Origin of the sequence: Streptomyces sp. NPDC049915 (assembly GCF_040656475.1) — a bacterium.
GTDB lineage: Bacteria > Actinomycetota > Actinomycetes > Streptomycetales > Streptomycetaceae > Streptomyces.
The window spans coordinates 24,949-39,139 of record NZ_JBFAMH010000025.1 but is presented as its reverse complement, the minus strand read 5'-3'; the positions used below and the strand labels follow the sequence as shown (position 1 = coordinate 39,139).

14 protein-coding genes are annotated in these 14,191 nt (G+C 71.5%); 6 read left to right on the top strand and 8 right to left on the bottom strand.

Annotation, left to right across the window (positions count from 1 at the left end):
- Nucleotides 1-287 precede the first annotated feature (287 nt).
- From AB0J12_RS31420 to AB0J12_RS31410, 3 genes are read left to right on the top strand one after another with little or no spacing between them, the layout of a single operon-like run.
- Nucleotides 288-1,559, top strand: a complete 1,272-nt coding sequence (locus tag AB0J12_RS31420) for a DUF2092 domain-containing protein (protein ID WP_363267957.1) — start codon at nt 288-290, stop codon at nt 1,557-1,559.
- Nucleotides 1,560-1,603: 44 nt separating this feature from the next.
- Entirely contained in the window at nt 1,604-2,578 is a 975-nt protein-coding gene (locus tag AB0J12_RS31415; protein ID WP_363267956.1) for an ABC transporter ATP-binding protein, read from the top strand.
- Nucleotides 2,565-3,554 (top strand): ABC transporter permease, encoded by a 990-nt coding sequence (locus AB0J12_RS31410; RefSeq protein WP_363267955.1) that lies wholly within the window; start codon nt 2,565-2,567, stop codon nt 3,552-3,554. The genes AB0J12_RS31415 and AB0J12_RS31410 overlap by 14 nt, the downstream gene beginning before the upstream one ends.
- A gap of 4 nt (nt 3,555-3,558) precedes the next feature.
- On the opposite strand, the gene AB0J12_RS31405 is transcribed toward AB0J12_RS31410, so the two are convergent.
- Both AB0J12_RS31405 and AB0J12_RS31400 read right to left on the bottom strand, forming a co-directional pair.
- Nucleotides 3,559-4,146 carry an NAD(P)H-dependent oxidoreductase gene (locus tag AB0J12_RS31405; protein WP_363267954.1) on the bottom strand — a complete coding sequence of 196 codons (588 nt, stop codon included), beginning with the start codon at nt 4,144-4,146 and terminating at the stop codon, nt 3,559-3,561.
- A 153-nt stretch (nt 4,147-4,299) separates the two neighbouring features.
- Nucleotides 4,300-4,839 carry an NUDIX hydrolase gene (locus AB0J12_RS31400; protein ID WP_363267953.1) on the bottom strand — a complete coding sequence of 180 codons (540 nt, stop codon included), beginning with the start codon at nt 4,837-4,839 and terminating at the stop codon, nt 4,300-4,302.
- A 463-nt stretch (nt 4,840-5,302) separates the two neighbouring features.
- Between AB0J12_RS31400 and AB0J12_RS31395 the strand changes: the two genes are divergently transcribed.
- A complete protein-coding gene (locus tag AB0J12_RS31395) occupies nt 5,303-6,205 on the top strand; it encodes a hypothetical protein (protein ID WP_363267952.1) in 903 nt (300 codons plus the stop codon).
- Nucleotides 6,206-6,237: 32 nt separating this feature from the next.
- On the opposite strand, the gene AB0J12_RS31390 is transcribed toward AB0J12_RS31395, so the two are convergent.
- Together AB0J12_RS31390 and AB0J12_RS31385 are read right to left on the bottom strand one after the other, a co-directional pair.
- Nucleotides 6,238-7,185, bottom strand: coding sequence for a M28 family metallopeptidase (locus tag AB0J12_RS31390; RefSeq protein ID WP_363267951.1), 948 nt, complete (start codon nt 7,183-7,185; stop codon nt 6,238-6,240).
- A 135-nt stretch (nt 7,186-7,320) separates the two neighbouring features.
- Nucleotides 7,321-7,788 carry a VOC family protein gene (locus AB0J12_RS31385; RefSeq protein WP_363267950.1) on the bottom strand — a complete coding sequence of 156 codons (468 nt, stop codon included), beginning with the start codon at nt 7,786-7,788 and terminating at the stop codon, nt 7,321-7,323.
- Nucleotides 7,789-7,809: 21 nt separating this feature from the next.
- On the opposite strand from AB0J12_RS31385, the gene AB0J12_RS31380 reads away from it, so the two are divergent.
- Nucleotides 7,810-8,451, top strand: coding sequence for a CGNR zinc finger domain-containing protein (locus tag AB0J12_RS31380; RefSeq protein WP_363267949.1), 642 nt, complete (start codon nt 7,810-7,812; stop codon nt 8,449-8,451).
- Between the two features lie 39 nt (nt 8,452-8,490).
- Here the strand turns inward: AB0J12_RS31380 and rarD are convergent, their stop codons facing one another.
- On the bottom strand, nt 8,491-9,495 hold the full coding sequence (gene rarD, locus AB0J12_RS31375) for an EamA family transporter RarD (protein WP_363267948.1): 1,005 nt from the start codon (nt 9,493-9,495) through the stop codon (nt 8,491-8,493).
- A 292-nt stretch (nt 9,496-9,787) separates the two neighbouring features.
- Nucleotides 9,788-10,642 (bottom strand): SDR family oxidoreductase, encoded by an 855-nt coding sequence (locus AB0J12_RS31370; RefSeq protein WP_363267947.1) that lies wholly within the window; start codon nt 10,640-10,642, stop codon nt 9,788-9,790.
- A gap of 99 nt (nt 10,643-10,741) precedes the next feature.
- Here AB0J12_RS31370 and AB0J12_RS31365 point away from each other — a divergent pair, with 99 nt between their 5' ends.
- The gene (locus tag AB0J12_RS31365; protein WP_363267946.1) at nt 10,742-11,146 is read left to right on the top strand and encodes a helix-turn-helix domain-containing protein; all 405 of its coding nucleotides are present in this window, start codon (nt 10,742-10,744) and stop codon (nt 11,144-11,146) included.
- A 12-nt stretch (nt 11,147-11,158) separates the two neighbouring features.
- Here the strand turns inward: AB0J12_RS31365 and AB0J12_RS31360 are convergent, their stop codons facing one another.
- Together AB0J12_RS31360 and AB0J12_RS31355 are read right to left on the bottom strand one after the other, a co-directional pair.
- Nucleotides 11,159-12,217, bottom strand: coding sequence for a 2-oxoacid:ferredoxin oxidoreductase subunit beta (locus AB0J12_RS31360; protein WP_363267945.1), 1,059 nt, complete (start codon nt 12,215-12,217; stop codon nt 11,159-11,161).
- Nucleotides 12,210-14,138 (bottom strand): 2-oxoacid:acceptor oxidoreductase subunit alpha, encoded by a 1,929-nt coding sequence (locus AB0J12_RS31355; RefSeq protein ID WP_363267944.1) that lies wholly within the window; start codon nt 14,136-14,138, stop codon nt 12,210-12,212. The genes AB0J12_RS31360 and AB0J12_RS31355 overlap by 8 nt, the downstream gene beginning before the upstream one ends.
- Between the last annotated feature and the right edge of the window lie 53 nt (nt 14,139-14,191).

Here is a 14,191-nt window from a genome sequence, read left to right as displayed (position 1 = left end):
CCCACCCCTGGGTGGAGCCCGAACCCCCGCCCCGTAGCTCCCCAGGTCCCCACCTCCCCTAGGGGTAGGGGGACCTGACCCCCCGCCACGTCATACCCCAGAAGTACATGCAGTTGCGTCCACGGAGTGACGCTTCCCGGCGGCCGATTTGGTCTCATGGAAAGCACGGAAGACACCACTCCTCACCGATTCGGGTGAGAATGGCGGCTTGGGGTGGGGCCCGCCGGGAGTACACGCCGCGGGTCACGGGACGGACAGCCGCCGCCGACGACGGAGGTAGCGCACACATGGCACCGTATGGAAGCGATGACAGGGCGACGGCCGGGCAGGAGCCGGCCGGCTCGCCGGGCGGGGGGCGTCGCAGGGCCGCGCGGTACGTCGTGCCCGCGACCGTCGTGGGGGTGGCCGCCGCGACGATCGGGATCGTTCCCGCGCTCGCCAGCTCCGGCGACCCGGATCTGCCGAAGATCAGCGCGCAGCAGCTCATCGAGAAGATCGCGGCGTCGGACGTCCAGCAGATGTCCGGCACCGTGCGGATCACCACCGACCTGGGGCTGCCCGACTTCGGCGGGCTCGCGGGCGGTCTCGGCGGGAAAACGGGCGGCACCGGTGACGGCTCGGCCGCCGACCCGTCCGCCAAGGTCACCGAACTGGCCACCGGCTCGCACACGTTGCGGGTCGCCGCCGACGGGCCGGACCGGCAGAAGGTGTCGGTGCTGGAGGACGCCGCCGAGTACAGCCTCATCCACAACGGCAGTGACATCTGGGGCTACGACAGCAAGTCCAACGAGGTGTACCACGCCACCTCGGACGACACCGGGAAGGACCACCGCAAGGGCGCCCGGGGCGCGGACGACTTCTCCGGCACGCCCAAGGACTTCGCCGAGCAGGCCCTCAAGGCCGTCGACTCCACCACCGCCGTCACGGTGGACGGCACCGCCCAGGTCGCCGGCCGCGACGCCTACAAGCTGCTGATCAAGCCCAAGCAGTCCGGGAGCACCGTCGGCGGGATCACCATCGCCGTGGACGCCAAGACCGGCGTGCCGCTGAAGTTCACCCTGACCCCGAAGAGCGGCGGTGCCGCCGTGGTCGACGCCGGCTTCACGCAGGTCGGCTTCGCCCGGCCGGCCGCCTCCACCTTCGACTTCACCCCGCCCAAGGGCGCCAAGGTCACCGAGGGCGGCGACCGTGAGCACCCGAAGGGAGACCTCCCCAAGGGCGAGGGCCCGCTGAAGGGCGGCCTCCCGCAGCACCTCCTGCCCACACCGGGCGGGGAGCCGGGCAAGGGGCTCGACGGCGCCAAGGTCCTCGGTGAGGGCTGGAACGCGATAGCGGTCTTCAGCACCGGCGCCAAGGGCGGCGTGCCCTCCGGAAGCGAGGTCGGCGGCAACCTCGGCGGCTTCCTGGACTCGCTCGGCGACAAGGTCTCCGGCAAGTTCGGCAAGGGCACGGTGTTCTCCACCCGCCTGGTGAACGCCCTGATCACCGACGACGGCAAGGTCTACGTCGGCGCGGTCACCAAGGACGCCCTCGTCAAGGCCGCCGACGCGGGCAGGTAGGCCGGCGGGACACCAACGACCCACGGGAAACGATCGGGGAGCCGATGGACGACGCGCCCGCCGCACGGGGTGAGCAGGAGCCGGACGACGAGTACGTCATCCACACCCGCGCCCTCACCAAGCGCTACCGCGGCGGGCAGCTCGCCGTCGACGGCCTGGACCTGACCGTCCCGGCGGGCAGCGTCTTCGGCTTCCTCGGTCCGAACGGATCGGGCAAGACCACCACCATCCGCATGCTGATGGGCCTCATCGAGCCCACCTCCGGCGCCGCGCGCGTCCTCGGGCAGCCGATGCCCCGGGCCGTCCGCTCGGTACTGCCGCAGGTCGGCGCGCTGATCGAAGGGCCCGCGCTGTACGGCTTCCTCTCCGGCCGGGACAACCTGCTCCGCTACGACGCCGCCGACCCGACCGCCGACCCGCGCACCCGGCGCACACGGGTCGCCACGGCGCTGGAGCGGGTGGGGCTGACGGCGGCCGCCGGCAAGAAGGCGAGGGCGTACTCGCTGGGGATGAAGCAGCGGCTGGGGCTCGCCGCCGCGCTGCTCCAGCCCCGTCGCCTGCTCGTGCTGGACGAGCCGACCAACGGGCTCGATCCGCAGGGCATGCGCGAGATCCGGGCGCTGGTGCGGGAGCTGGCCTCTGACGGCACGACCGTCTTCCTCTCCTCGCACCTCCTCGACGAGATCGAGCAAGTGTGCACGCACGCCGCGGTGATGGCGCGCGGGCGTCTCATCGTCCAGGGCGCGGTCTCCGACCTGGCGGCGCGGGCGCGCGGGCGGCTGGTGGTGACCACGCCGGACGTCTCCGACGCCGCCCGGGTGCTGAAGGAACAGGGCGTCGGGGACGTCGTCGTGGCGGAGGACCGGGTGACGGGTGAGCCGCCGGAGGGGGAGCCGGCCGACATCAACGCGGCGTTGGTCGCGGCGGGGATACGGGTGCGGGGCTTCGGGGTGGAACGAGCTTCGCTGGAGGACGCGTTCGTGGCGCTGACCGGGGAGGGCTTCGATGTCGCAGGATGACAACGTCAGGACCGCCAGGACCGCCGGAACCGCCGGGACCGCCAAGACCACCGCGACCACAACCACCACCGGCACCACAACCACTACGCCCCCAGCCCTCGCTCCCTCCCCCGCCGCCGGGGCGGTCCGGGCGGTGCGGCCGTTGTGGTCCCTGGGACTCTTCCGCAGCGAACTGCTGGTCACCTTGCGGCGCTGGCGCACGCTCGCGCTGCTGGGAGTGCTGGCCGCGGTGCCCGTCCTGGTCGGGATCGCCGTGCGGATCGAGACGGGGGACGGTTCGTCGTCGGGTTCCCAGGGCGGTGGGGGACCGGCGTTCATCTCGCAGGTCACCAACAACGGCCTGTTCCTCGTCTTCACCGCGCTGGCCGCGACGCTGCCGTTCTTCCTGCCGATGGCGGTCGGAGTGATCGCGGGTGACGCCATCGCCGGCGAGGCGAGCGCGGGCACCCTGCGCTACCTCCTGGTCGCGCCGGCGGGCCGCACGCGGCTGCTGCTCGCCAAGTACGCGACGACGATGGCGTTCTGTCTGCTCGCCACCCTCGTCGTCGCGGTGTCGGCGCTGCTGGTCGGGGCCCTGCTCTTCCCGCTCGGCGATCTGACGACCATCTCCGGCACCCGGATCAGTTTCGCGGAGGGGCTGGGCCGGGCCCTGCTCATCGCGCTGGTCGTCGCCGCGTCCCTGATCGGGGTGGCGGCGCTCGGACTGTTCGTCTCCACGCTCACCAACAGCGGCATCGCGGCGATGGCGACGACCGTGGGGCTGCTGATCACCGTGCAGATCCTGGACCAGTTCCCGCAACTGCACGCGATACAGCCGTACCTCTTCTCGCACTACTGGCTGTCCTTCGCCGACCTGATGCGCGAACCGGTCTACTGGGACGACCTGGTGAAGAACCTCGGTCTCCAGGGCCTGTACGCGGCCGTGTTCGGTTCGGCGGCCTGGGCCCGCTTCACGGCGAAGGACATCACGGTCTAGCGGCTCATGCGCGCTCGTAGGGGAAGCGGGCGAGCGGTGCCTCACTCGCGAAGAAGGTCTTGGCGCGGGTCAGCGCCGTGTGGTCGGCCAGGATGTCGCCGGGGCGGCTGCCGTTGCCGAGGAGGACGCCGCCGAACCGCATCCCCAGGTAGGCGGCGGAGTTGCTGAGCGTGCCGATGAGCGGGGCGGCGACCTCTTCCTCCGGGTGCGCGAGGGCGGTCACGCCCCACAGGGTGCGCCCCGCCATCCGGGACTTGAAGTCCAGGCCGGGGGTGCGCAGCCAGCCCGACCAGTGGTCCAGGTAGCGCTTGGTGTGGGCGGAGACCGAGTACCAGTACAGCGGTGAGGCGATCACCAGGTCGGTCGCGGCGAGGGTGGCGTCCAGCAGCAGTGCGGTGTTGTCCCCGGTGGGGCGGACGTGGTCACTGTCGTGGCGCAGGTCGGTGAAGTCGGGCAGCGGGTGCTCCGCGAGGCTGATCCACTCCTGCTCCACACCCTCGGGGAGCTGCTCGGCGGCCTTGCGGGCGAGCAGTTCGGTGTTGCCGTCGTCGCGGCTGCTGCCCAGCACGAACAGGAAACGTCGGGTCGTCATCGGGGCTCCTGGTGTCGGCGTGAATCTCTATGCACATACATAGAACCCGGCGAGCCGGCAGGATCTTCCCGGCGTGCACGACATCTCCTTCTGCCGCCGGTGTCACCGGCGTTCGGCCCTACGGAGCCTTCCCGATATCAGACCCGGACCGCTTCAGCCCGCCCCAGGACCGAGGTCCAGCAGCAGGGTCATGACGCCGACGAGCGTGGCGCTGCTGACGATCTCCCGGCGGGTGATCATCCCGGGGATCCGGGCGAGCGGGATCCACTCCAGGCGGTCGGACTCGTTGCGTTCCGAAGGGGCGCCGACCCGGCGGGGTTCGTCCGCGCGGAAGAGGAAGTGGCGGGCGTCGGTGATGCCGGCCGCGGGTTCGGCGTACACCAGTTCCCGCAGCGAACCCGGTCGCCAGCCGGTCTCCTCCTCCAGTTCCCGCGCGGCGGCCTGCGCGGGTTCCTCGCCGTCCTCGACCAGGCCCATGGGCAGCTCCCAGGCCCAGCTGTCGGTGACGAAGCGGTGCCGCCACATCATCAGCACGCGTTCCTGGGCGTCGACGGCGGCCGTCACCGCCACGTCGCGCAGCCGGACCACGTGGTAGTCGACCCGCGTGCCGTCGGGCTGTTCGACGTCCATGGACCGCAGGCGCACCCAGGGGGTGTCGTACAGCGAGCGTTCCCCGTGGACCGTCCATCGCATCGCAGACTCCTCCATCACAGTTACAGGCGTACACGCATCACCGTCACAGGCGTACACGGTTTTCGTCCCGCCCGGGGCGCGGAGCCGATCGCCAGGCGCGCGCGTGCCTTCGGTGGCGACGGCCAGGCTAGGCTCGGTGGTGACACCGGCTCACGCGCGCGCTGTCGTCCGTGCGGGGCGAGTCGGTGAGGACGGCGTCCCGGGGGCCGTGCCGGGCGGGCCGGTCGTGGAACCGTTGGTGCCCCGCCGGCACCGGTTTCCCGCAGGTGAGGGCTCCGGCCCGGCTTCTGCGACGAGGCTGTGACGCCGCGGTGACGCGGGGCCTGGCAAAGGGCGGGACACTCGACGACAGGGAGCAGCCGGCCGACCCGACCGGCCCAGCGAGTGAGGGAGCGACATGTCGCGGTTCAGCCGGGGGCGAAGGGATGGGCGCGCGTCCGCGGAGCTGCCGGCCGACGGGTCCGTGGCTGCACCGATCGAGATCCTGGTGCTGCCCGCGGGACCGGGAGGCGGTGGAGCCTTCATCGGCGGCGTGCCGGTCGCAGCGGTGGAGGGCGAGGAGATCCAGCGTACGGTTCTGGCGCGCCTGCACCGCATGGCCCTGGCCGCGGGCCACCCCGTGCGGGTGACGATCCACGACGAGCGCGTCGGCCGCGTCATCCCCCTCCAGGTGAACCTGGACGGATCGAGCCTTCTGACGGCCGAGCCGGTGCCGGCGACACAACGACCTGCACCGGAACCGGGAAGGGAGCAGCCGGCGCCGAACGGGGGACAGCCGGCGCCGAACCGGGGACAGCCGATCGCGTCTGCGCCGGCGCAGACGCCCCACGCCCCGCCCGCCGCGCCCAGCGGCTTCGACGCCGTCGCCGAGGCCGTGCTCGCCGACGACACCGGCAGTGCGTCGCCGGGCGGCCTGTCGTACTTCACCGAACCGCTGGCCCGCATCAGCGAAGCGGTGCGCGGCGGACGGGTAGAAGAGGCTGCTCACCTGGCTGATCACGCGACGTCGCAGGCGGAACGGCTGGGCCCGGACCACCCCGACGTGATGTGGCTCGGCGAACTGTCCGCCTACATCGCCTACCTGTCCGGCGAACCGGCCCGCGCCTGTCACCTCTCCCTCGGCCTGGCCCGTGCGCGGCGCCGACAGCAGGACCCGGAGGCCGCCTACGGCAATGTGCAGAGCGCGGCCACCGCGTGGCGGGCGGTGCGCGACCCGCGCCAGGGCCTCAGCCTGGGCGGTGAGCTGATCGACCTGTGGGACGGACTCGCCGCCGGGAACGGCCCCGCCGCCGACGACGCCGAGCAGCTCCGGTCGGCCCGTGCCCGCATGGACCGCCTCGCCGCCCGCGCCGCCGACGGCGGCTGACGGACGTTCAGGAGAGCGTCACGACGACAGCGTCACGACGACAGCGTCCACACCGCGTACGCGATGGCGTCGCTGTTGTGGTCCAGTGCCGTGTCGTTGATGTTGGCGGTCGTGTCGCACGACGAGTGGTAGCAGCGGTCGAAGGCCTGCCCCGCCGTGCCGCCCCACTTGGTGGCCTGGGCCGACGTCTTGATGTAGTCGGCGCCGCTGAACAGCCCGCCCACCGGCACGCCGGCGTTCTTGAAGGGCGCGTGGTCGGAGCGGCCGTCGCCCTCGGTCTCGGGCTCGGTGGGGATGCCGAGTCCGGCGTAGTAGTCCTTGAAGGTCTTCTCAAGGGCCGGGTCGTCGTCGTAGACGAAGTACCCGGGGTTCGGTGAGCCGATCATGTCGAAGTTCAGGTAGCCGGTGAGGCGGGCGCGGTCGGTCGAGGACAGTCTGCCCACGTAGTACCGGGAGCCGACCATGCCCAGCTCCTCCGCGCCCCACCAGGCGAAGCGCAGGTGCTTGGCGGGGTGGTAGCCGGTCCGGGCGACGGCGAGCGCGGTCTCCAGGATGGCCGCGGAGCCGGAGCCGTTGTCGTCGATGCCGGGCCCGGCGGTCACGCTGTCGAGGTGGGCGCCGGTCATGAGGACCCGGCCCGTGTCGCCGCCGGGCCAGTCGGCGATCAGGTTGTATCCGGTGCGGCCGGAGGAGGTGAACTGCTGGACGGTGGTGGTGAATCCGGCCGCGTCCAGCTTGGCCTTCACATAGTCGAGGGAGGCCTTGTAGCCGGCGCTGCCGTGCGCCCGGTTGCCGCCGTTGGCGGTGGCGATGGACTGCAGCTGGGCGAGGTGGGCCTTGACGGCTGCGACGGGGATGTCGGGAGCGGCGGCGGCCGCGGTGGGGGCGGGCGCCGCCCCGGCTATGGATCCGGTGGCGATCAGGGTGGCGCCGGCGACGACGGCAGCGGCCGTCGCCCGCGCGGAAACGGAGAGGTTCATGTGGGGGGCTCCGAATTCCTTGAGGAATGGGGTGCCCGATGGTGAAGCTGGGTCTGACGCTCCGTCAAGAGCGCAATCCGGACAGTGCTGTTCGCATATCGGATCGTTCACCGGACCCGCGCGAAAGCCCCACGCTCAGTGCACGCAGAACTCGTTGCCCTCCGGGTCCGCCATCACCACCCACTGCCCGCTCGGCTCCTTCACCTCCCGCAGCACGCTCGCCCCGAGCCCCTTCAGCCGCTCCACCTCGTCCGCGCGCCGCCCCTCGCCCGGGTGAAGATCGAGGTGGAGCCGGTTCTTCACGGTCTTCGGCTCCGGCACCCGCTGGAACAGCAGCCGCCGCCCCAGCCCGGTGCCGCTGTGCGGGTCGTACGGGTCCTGCGGATGCCGTACGGCGACCAGGTCCCGGAAGGCGGGGCGGCCGTGGAACTCCACGGTGGCCGCGCCCGGCAGCGCGCCGGCGGCGAGTAGCTGCTCGATGAGCGCGGCGTTGTCCTCCACCTCGTAGTGCAGCGCGGCGGCCCAGAAGTCGGCCTGGGTGTGCGGATCGGCGGCGTCAATGACGATCTTGAAGTGCACCGGAGCCGGTGCCGTCGTGGTCATGTAACCAGTAATAATGGTTACATGAGCGAGCGTGCAACGGAATCGCCGGAGCCGGCCGGCTCTTCCCCCGGTCTGACCCTGTACGCCCATGACGGCCGGCCCTACCGCTTCGACCCCGGCGCGCTGTGCCTGGAGTTGCTGACGACCGGCGGGCCCGGCGCCTTCGCCCGGTACGAGGTGCTGCACACGCCTGCCGACCTGGTCGCCTGGGCCGCCCGCAGCCGACTCGGCCGACTTCCGCAGGGGCTCGGCCTACGGGTCACGGATGCGGAACTGGCCCGGGTCCGCGACGTACGTGACGCGCTCTTCCTGCTCACCGCCGACCGTGCGCACGGACGCCCGCTGCGCCCGGACCTGGTCGCGACGCTCAACGAGGCGGCCGCGCAGCCGTCGCTGGTGCCCCGACTCGCCCCGGACGGCACGCGCGCGTGGGCGCTGGGCGCGACCGCCACCCAGCTGCTGTCCACGGTCGCCCGTGACGCGATCGACCTGTTCAGCGGTCCGTACGCCGGCCGCGTCCGCGAGTGCGGCGCCCACGACTGCTACCTGCTCTTCGTCGACACCTCCCGCCCGGGCCGCCGCCGCTGGTGCGCGATGGAACACTGCGGCAACCGCGAGAAGGTCCGCGCCCACCGGGCCCGGACCCACCGCCCGGCGCAGTAAGCATGCCTGGGCGCCCGTCGGCGGAACCCGTGTCCCGGTCTACGCCTCCACGTGGGGCGCTGCCGGTGTCGCGGCCGTCGGCGACTCGATCGCCGGAATCCCGGCCGCCGCAGGCGCGGTCACCGTGGCCGCGAGGGTCGTCCGCAGGCGGGCCGCGCGGCGGGCCGTGCGGAGGCTGTCGACGGTGAGGAGGATCAGGGCCAGCCAGACGAGAGCGAAGCCGGCCCAGCGCTCGAGCGGCATGGCCTCGTGGAAGTAGAGGACCCCACACAGGAACTGGAAGACCGGGGCGAGGTACTGCAGCAGCCCCAGCGTGGACAGCGGCACGCGGATCGCGGCCGCGCCGAAGCAGACCAGCGGGATCGCGGTGACCACGCCGGTGGAGGCGAGCAGCGCGGTGTGCCCCGGGCTCTCGGTGGTGAACGTCGAGTGTCCCTGCGCGGTCAGCCACAGCAGATAGCCGAGCGCGGGCAGGAACTGGATCGCGGTCTCGGCGGCCAGCGACTCCACGCCGCCGAGGTTCACCTTCTTCTTCATCAGACCGTAGGTGGCGAAGGAGAAGGCGAGGATCAGGGAGATCCACGGCGGGCGGCCGTAGCCGACGGTCAGGACGACCACGGCGGCCAGGCCGACGCCGACGGCGGCCCACTGCGCGGGCCGCAACCGCTCACCCAGCAGCAGCACGCCCATGGCGATGGTGACGAGCGGGTTGATGAAGTAGCCGAGCGAGGCCTCGACGACATGGCCGCTGTTCACGGCCCAGATGTAGACGCCCCAGTTGATGCTGATGACGCCCGCGGCGACCGCGACGAGGCCCAGCCGGCGCGGCTGCCGCAGCAGCTCACCGGCCCAGCGCCACCGCCGCATGACGAGCAGCACCGCGGCGACGACGACGAAGGACCACATCATCCGGTGGGCGAGCACCTCGCCGGCGCCCGCGGGCTCCAGCAGGGGGAAGAAGAGCGGGAACAGCCCCCACATCCCATACGCTGCGAAGCCGTTCAGCAGGCCTACGCGCTGCTCACTCTTCGACGTCCCGCCCACGGGCTCCTCCTTCACCTCACCACATGCCTCCCCGAAGGTAGCGCCGCGCCGCCCGGCTGTCATGTCCGTATCGCCATACGGTCATGACAGTGCGGGCGGGTGAGACGCTCGGCCTCTCCCGCGGACCGCTCAGCCCCCCTGCGGACCGCTCGGCTCCTCCGGCGCACTGATCAGCCCTCTGGCAGACCGCTCAGCCCTCCGGCGGACCGCTCGGCTCCTCCGGCGGACTGATCCGCCCTCTGGCAGACCGCTCAGCCCTCCGGCGGACCGCTCGGCTCCTCCGGCAGACCGCTCAGCCCTTCAGTGCGGCGGCGATCGCCTCGGCGAGCGGTGTGGTCGGGCGGCCGGCCAGGCGGGACAGGTCGCCGGAGGTGACCTCCAGCTCGCCCTTCTCGATGGAGACGTCCACGCCGGCGAAGACCGCGGCGAGCGGCTCGGGCAGCCCGGCGCCGGTCAGGATGCCGGTGAGCGCCTCCGGGGTGACCGGGTTGTAGGCGATCTCCTCGCCGGTCTGCCGGCTCAGCTCGGCCGCGTACTCGTCGAAGCTCCACGCGGTGTCGCCGCCCAGCTCGTACGTCCGGTTCTCGTGCCCCTCGCCGGTCAGTACGGCGACGGCGGCGGCCGCGTAGTCGGCGCGCGAGGCCGAGGACACGCGGCCCTTGCCGGCCGCCGCGACGACGGCGCGGTGCTCCAGGACCGGGGCCAGGTTCTCCGTGTAGTTCTCGTGGTACCAGCCGTTGCGCAGCAGTACGTAGGGCAGGCCGGAGGCGAGCAGTGCCTCCTCGGTGGCCCGGTGGTCGTCGGCGAGCGCGGCGGTGAGGCTGCCGGGTGCGCTGGTGTAGGCGAGGAGGGCGACGCCCGCGGCCTTCGCGGCGTCGATGACGACCTGGTGCTGGCCCGTGCGGCCCTTGTCGAACTCGTTGCCGGAGATCAGCAGCACCTTGTCGCCGGCCTTGAAGAGGCCCTCGAAGCTCTCGGGGGTGTTGTAGTCGGCGACCGCGAGGCGCACGCCGCGCTCGGCGAGGTCGGCGGCCTTCTCCGGGGTGCGCACGACGGCGGTGACCTGGTCGGCGGGGACCTTCTCCAGCAACTGCTCCACGACGTGACGGCCGAGCTTTCCGGTGGCTCCTGTGACGACGATGCTCATGCGATCTCCTCGGGGGGTGTCCGTTCTCCGTTGTCTGACACCCACCCTACGGATGGCGCTAACTTCTGGAAAGTACCCACTTTGAAGTAAGGTACTGACATGGCAGTAAGTGCAGTGGGTTCCGACGCCGAGGCGATGTGCCCCTACCGGCTCGTCCTGGAGCACGTCACCAGCCGCTGGGGCGTGCTCGTCCTGATCGCGCTGCTGGAGCGCTCCTACCGGTTCAGCGAGCTGCGCCGCGAGGTGAGCCGCGTCGGCCGGGCCGTCAGCGAGAAGATGCTCACCCAGACCCTGCAGACCCTGGAGCGCGACGGCCTGGTCCACCGCGACGCCAAGCCGGTCATCCCGCCCCGCGTCGACTACTCCCTGACCGAACTGGGCCGCGAGGCCGCCGAACAGGTCCGCGCACTGACCCTGTGGACCGAGCGGCGCATGCCCGACGTGGAACGGGCCCGCACGGCATACGACGAGGCCCGGGACGTGTCCTCGTCCCGGGCCTCGTGAGGGAAGGCGTCGTCAGCCGACGACCGTCCACGTGTCGCCGCCGGCCAGGAGCGCGGCGAGGTCGCCCTTGCCGCGCTGTTCGACCGCGGTGTCGAGCTGATCGGCCATGAGGGTGTCGTAGACCGGCCGGTCCACGGAGCGCAACACGCCGATCGGAGTGTGGTGCAGGGTGTCCGGGTCGGCGAGCCGGGACAGCGCGAAGGCCGTGGTCGGGGAGGCGGCGTGGGCGTCGTGGACGAGGACGTCGGCCTCGTTCTCCGGCGTCACATCGACCACCCGCAGATCACCGGTGCGCGCGTCCCGCACGACCCCGCGGCCGCCGTCGGTGCCGAAGCGGATGGGCTGCCCGTGCTCCAGGCGGATCAGGGCCTCGGTGGCCTGCTGCTGGTCCTTGAGGGCGTCGAAGGCGCCGTCGTTGAAGATGTTGCAGTTCTGGTAGATCTCGATCAGCGCGGTGCCGGGGTGGGCGGCCGCCTGCCGCAGGACCTCGGTGAGGTGCTTGCGGTCGGAGTCGATCGTGCGGGCGACGAAGGTGGCCTCCGCGCCGAGCGCCAGCGACACCGGGTTGAAGGGGGCGTCCAGGGAGCCCATCGGCGTCGACTTGGTGATCTTGCCGAGTTCGGAGGTCGGGCTGTACTGGCCCTTGGTCAGACCGTAGATCCGGTTGTTGAACAGCAGGATCTTGAGGTTGACGTTGCGGCGCAGGGCGTGGATGAGGTGGTTGCCGCCGATGGACAGGGCGTCACCGTCGCCGGTCACCACCCACACCGACAGGTCCCGGCGCGAGGTCGCCAGGCCGGTGGCGATGGCCGGGGCGCGGCCGTGGATGGAGTGCATCCCGTAGGTGTTCATGTAGTACGGGAAGCGGGAGGAGCAGCCGATGCCGGAGACGAAGACGATGTTCTCGCGGGCCAGGCCCAGCTCGGGCATGAAGCCCTGCACCGCGGCCAGGATCGCGTAGTCGCCGCAGCCCGGGCACCAGCGCACCTCCTGGTCCGACTTGAAGTCCTTCATCGACTGCTTGGCCTCGGCCTTGGGGACCAGCTGAAGCAGCGTGTCGGCGTCAGTCATGGATGGCCTCCTTCAGAGCCGCGGCGAGCCTCTCCGCCTTGAACGGCATGCCGTTGACCTGGGTGTGGGAACGGGCGTCGACGAGGTACTTCGCCCGGATCAGGGTGGCGAGCTGGCCGAGGTTCATCTCGGGGACCACCACCTTGTCGTAAGCCTTCAGGACCTCACCGAGGTTGCGCGGGAAGGGGTTGAGGTGGCGCAGGTGTACCTGCGCGATCGACTCCCCGGCCGCCCGCAGCCGCCGTACCGCCGCCGTGATCGGTCCGTAGGTGGAGCCCCAGCCCAGCACCAGCGTGCGCGCCTGCTGCGGGTCGTCGACCTCCAGCTCCGGCACCTCGATGCCGTCGACCTTGGCCTGCCTGATGCGGACCATGAAGTCGTGGTTGGCCGGGTCGTAGGAGATGTTGCCGGTGCCGTCCTGCTTCTCGATGCCGCCGATGCGGTGCTCGAGACCCGGCGTGCCCGGCACCGCCCACGGCCTGGCCAGGGTGTGCGGGTCGCGCTTGTAGGGCCAGAAGACCTCGGTGCCGTTGTCCAGGGTGTGGTTCGGGCCCTGCGTGAACTGCACCCGCAGGTCCGGCAGGTCGTCCACCTCGGGGATGCGCCACGGCTCGCTGCCGTTGGCCAGATAGCCGTCCGAGAGGAGGAACACCGGCGTGCGGTAGAGCAGCGCGATCCGCGCGGCCTCCAGCGCGGCGTCGAAGCAGTCCGCCGGCGTCCTCGGCGCGACGACCGGCACCGGGGCCTCGCCGTTGCGGCCGTACATCGCCTGCAGCAGGTCCGCCTGCTCGGTCTTGGTCGGCAGACCGGTGGAGGGGCCGCCGCGCTGGATGTCCACGATCAGCAGCGGCAGCTCCAGCGAGACCGCCAGACCGATCGTCTCCGACTTCAGCGCCACCCCCGGCCCTGAGGTCGTCGTGACCGCCAGCGAGCCGCCGAACGCCGCGCCCAGTGCGGCACCGATGCCGGCGATCTCGTCCTCGGCCTGGAAGGTGCGCACGCCGAAGTTCTTGTGCCGGCTCAGCTCGTGCAGGATGTCCGAGGCCGGTGTGATCGGGTACGAGCCCAGGAACAGCGGCAGGTCGGCCTGGCGGGAGGCGGTGATCAGACCGTAGGCGAGGGCCAGGTTGCCGGAGATGTTGCGGTACAGCCCGGGCGGGAACGCCTTCGCCGCCGGCGCGACCTCGTAGGAGACCGCGAAGTCCTCGGTCGTCTCACCGAAGTTCCAGCCCGCCCGGTAGGCGGTGATGTTGGCCTCGGCGATCTGAGGCTTCTTCGCGAACTTCGTGCGCAGGAACGCCTCGGTGCCCTCGGTCGGGCGGTGGTACATCCACGACAGCAGCCCCAGCGCGAACATGTTCTTGCTGCGCTCGGCCTCCTTGCGGGAGAGGTCGAACTCCTTCAGCGCTTCCACCGTGAGGGTGGTCAGCGGCACCGGGTGCAGGCTGTAGCCGTCCAGCGAGCCGTCTTCCAGCGGGTTGGAGTCGTAGCCGACCTTCTGCATGGCCCGCTTGGTGAACTCGTCGGTGTTGACGATGATCTCCGCGCCGCGCGGCATGTCGCCGATGTTCGCCTTCAGGGCGGCCGGGTTCATCGCCACCAGAACGTTCGGCGCGTCGCCCGGGGTGAGGATGTCGTGGTCGGCGAAGTGCAACTGGAAGCTGGAGACACCCGGCAGGGTGCCGGCGGGCGCGCGGATCTCGGCCGGGAAGTTCGGCAGGGTGGAGAGGTCGTTGCCGAACGACGCGGTCTCCGAGGTGAACCGGTCGCCCGTGAGCTGCATGCCGTCACCCGAGTCCCCCGCGAACCGGATGATCACGCGGTCCAGCCGGCGGACGTCCTTCCCCCCGGCCGGTCTGCGCTGCTCTCCTGCGACGGTGTCGTCGGCCTGCTCCGCTGGGCTGCTGACCTGACTGGTCACTGAACTGGACCTCCCTCGAGGCGGCTGTCGGGAGCGGCCCTCCCACGGGCCTT

Excerpts from the sequence above, each read along its gene's own strand:
- AB0J12_RS31420 (WP_363267957.1), top strand. The coding sequence starts at position 288 with ATGGCACCGTATGGAAGCGATGACAGGGCGACGGCCGGGCAGGAGCCG.
- AB0J12_RS31415 (WP_363267956.1), top strand. The coding sequence starts at position 1,604 with ATGGACGACGCGCCCGCCGCACGGGGTGAGCAGGAGCCGGACGACGAG.
- AB0J12_RS31410 (WP_363267955.1), top strand. The coding sequence starts at position 2,565 with ATGTCGCAGGATGACAACGTCAGGACCGCCAGGACCGCCGGAACCGCC.
- AB0J12_RS31405 (WP_363267954.1), bottom strand. The coding sequence starts at position 4,146 with ATGACGACCCGACGTTTCCTGTTCGTGCTGGGCAGCAGCCGCGACGAC.
- AB0J12_RS31400 (WP_363267953.1), bottom strand. The coding sequence starts at position 4,839 with ATGCGATGGACGGTCCACGGGGAACGCTCGCTGTACGACACCCCCTGG.
- AB0J12_RS31390 (WP_363267951.1), bottom strand. The coding sequence starts at position 7,185 with ATGAACCTCTCCGTTTCCGCGCGGGCGACGGCCGCTGCCGTCGTCGCC.
- AB0J12_RS31385 (WP_363267950.1), bottom strand. The coding sequence starts at position 7,788 with ATGACCACGACGGCACCGGCTCCGGTGCACTTCAAGATCGTCATTGAC.
- AB0J12_RS31380 (WP_363267949.1), top strand. The coding sequence starts at position 7,810 with ATGAGCGAGCGTGCAACGGAATCGCCGGAGCCGGCCGGCTCTTCCCCC.
- AB0J12_RS31370 (WP_363267947.1), bottom strand. The coding sequence starts at position 10,642 with ATGAGCATCGTCGTCACAGGAGCCACCGGAAAGCTCGGCCGTCACGTC.
- AB0J12_RS31365 (WP_363267946.1), top strand. The coding sequence starts at position 10,742 with ATGGCAGTAAGTGCAGTGGGTTCCGACGCCGAGGCGATGTGCCCCTAC.
- AB0J12_RS31360 (WP_363267945.1), bottom strand. The coding sequence starts at position 12,217 with ATGACTGACGCCGACACGCTGCTTCAGCTGGTCCCCAAGGCCGAGGCC.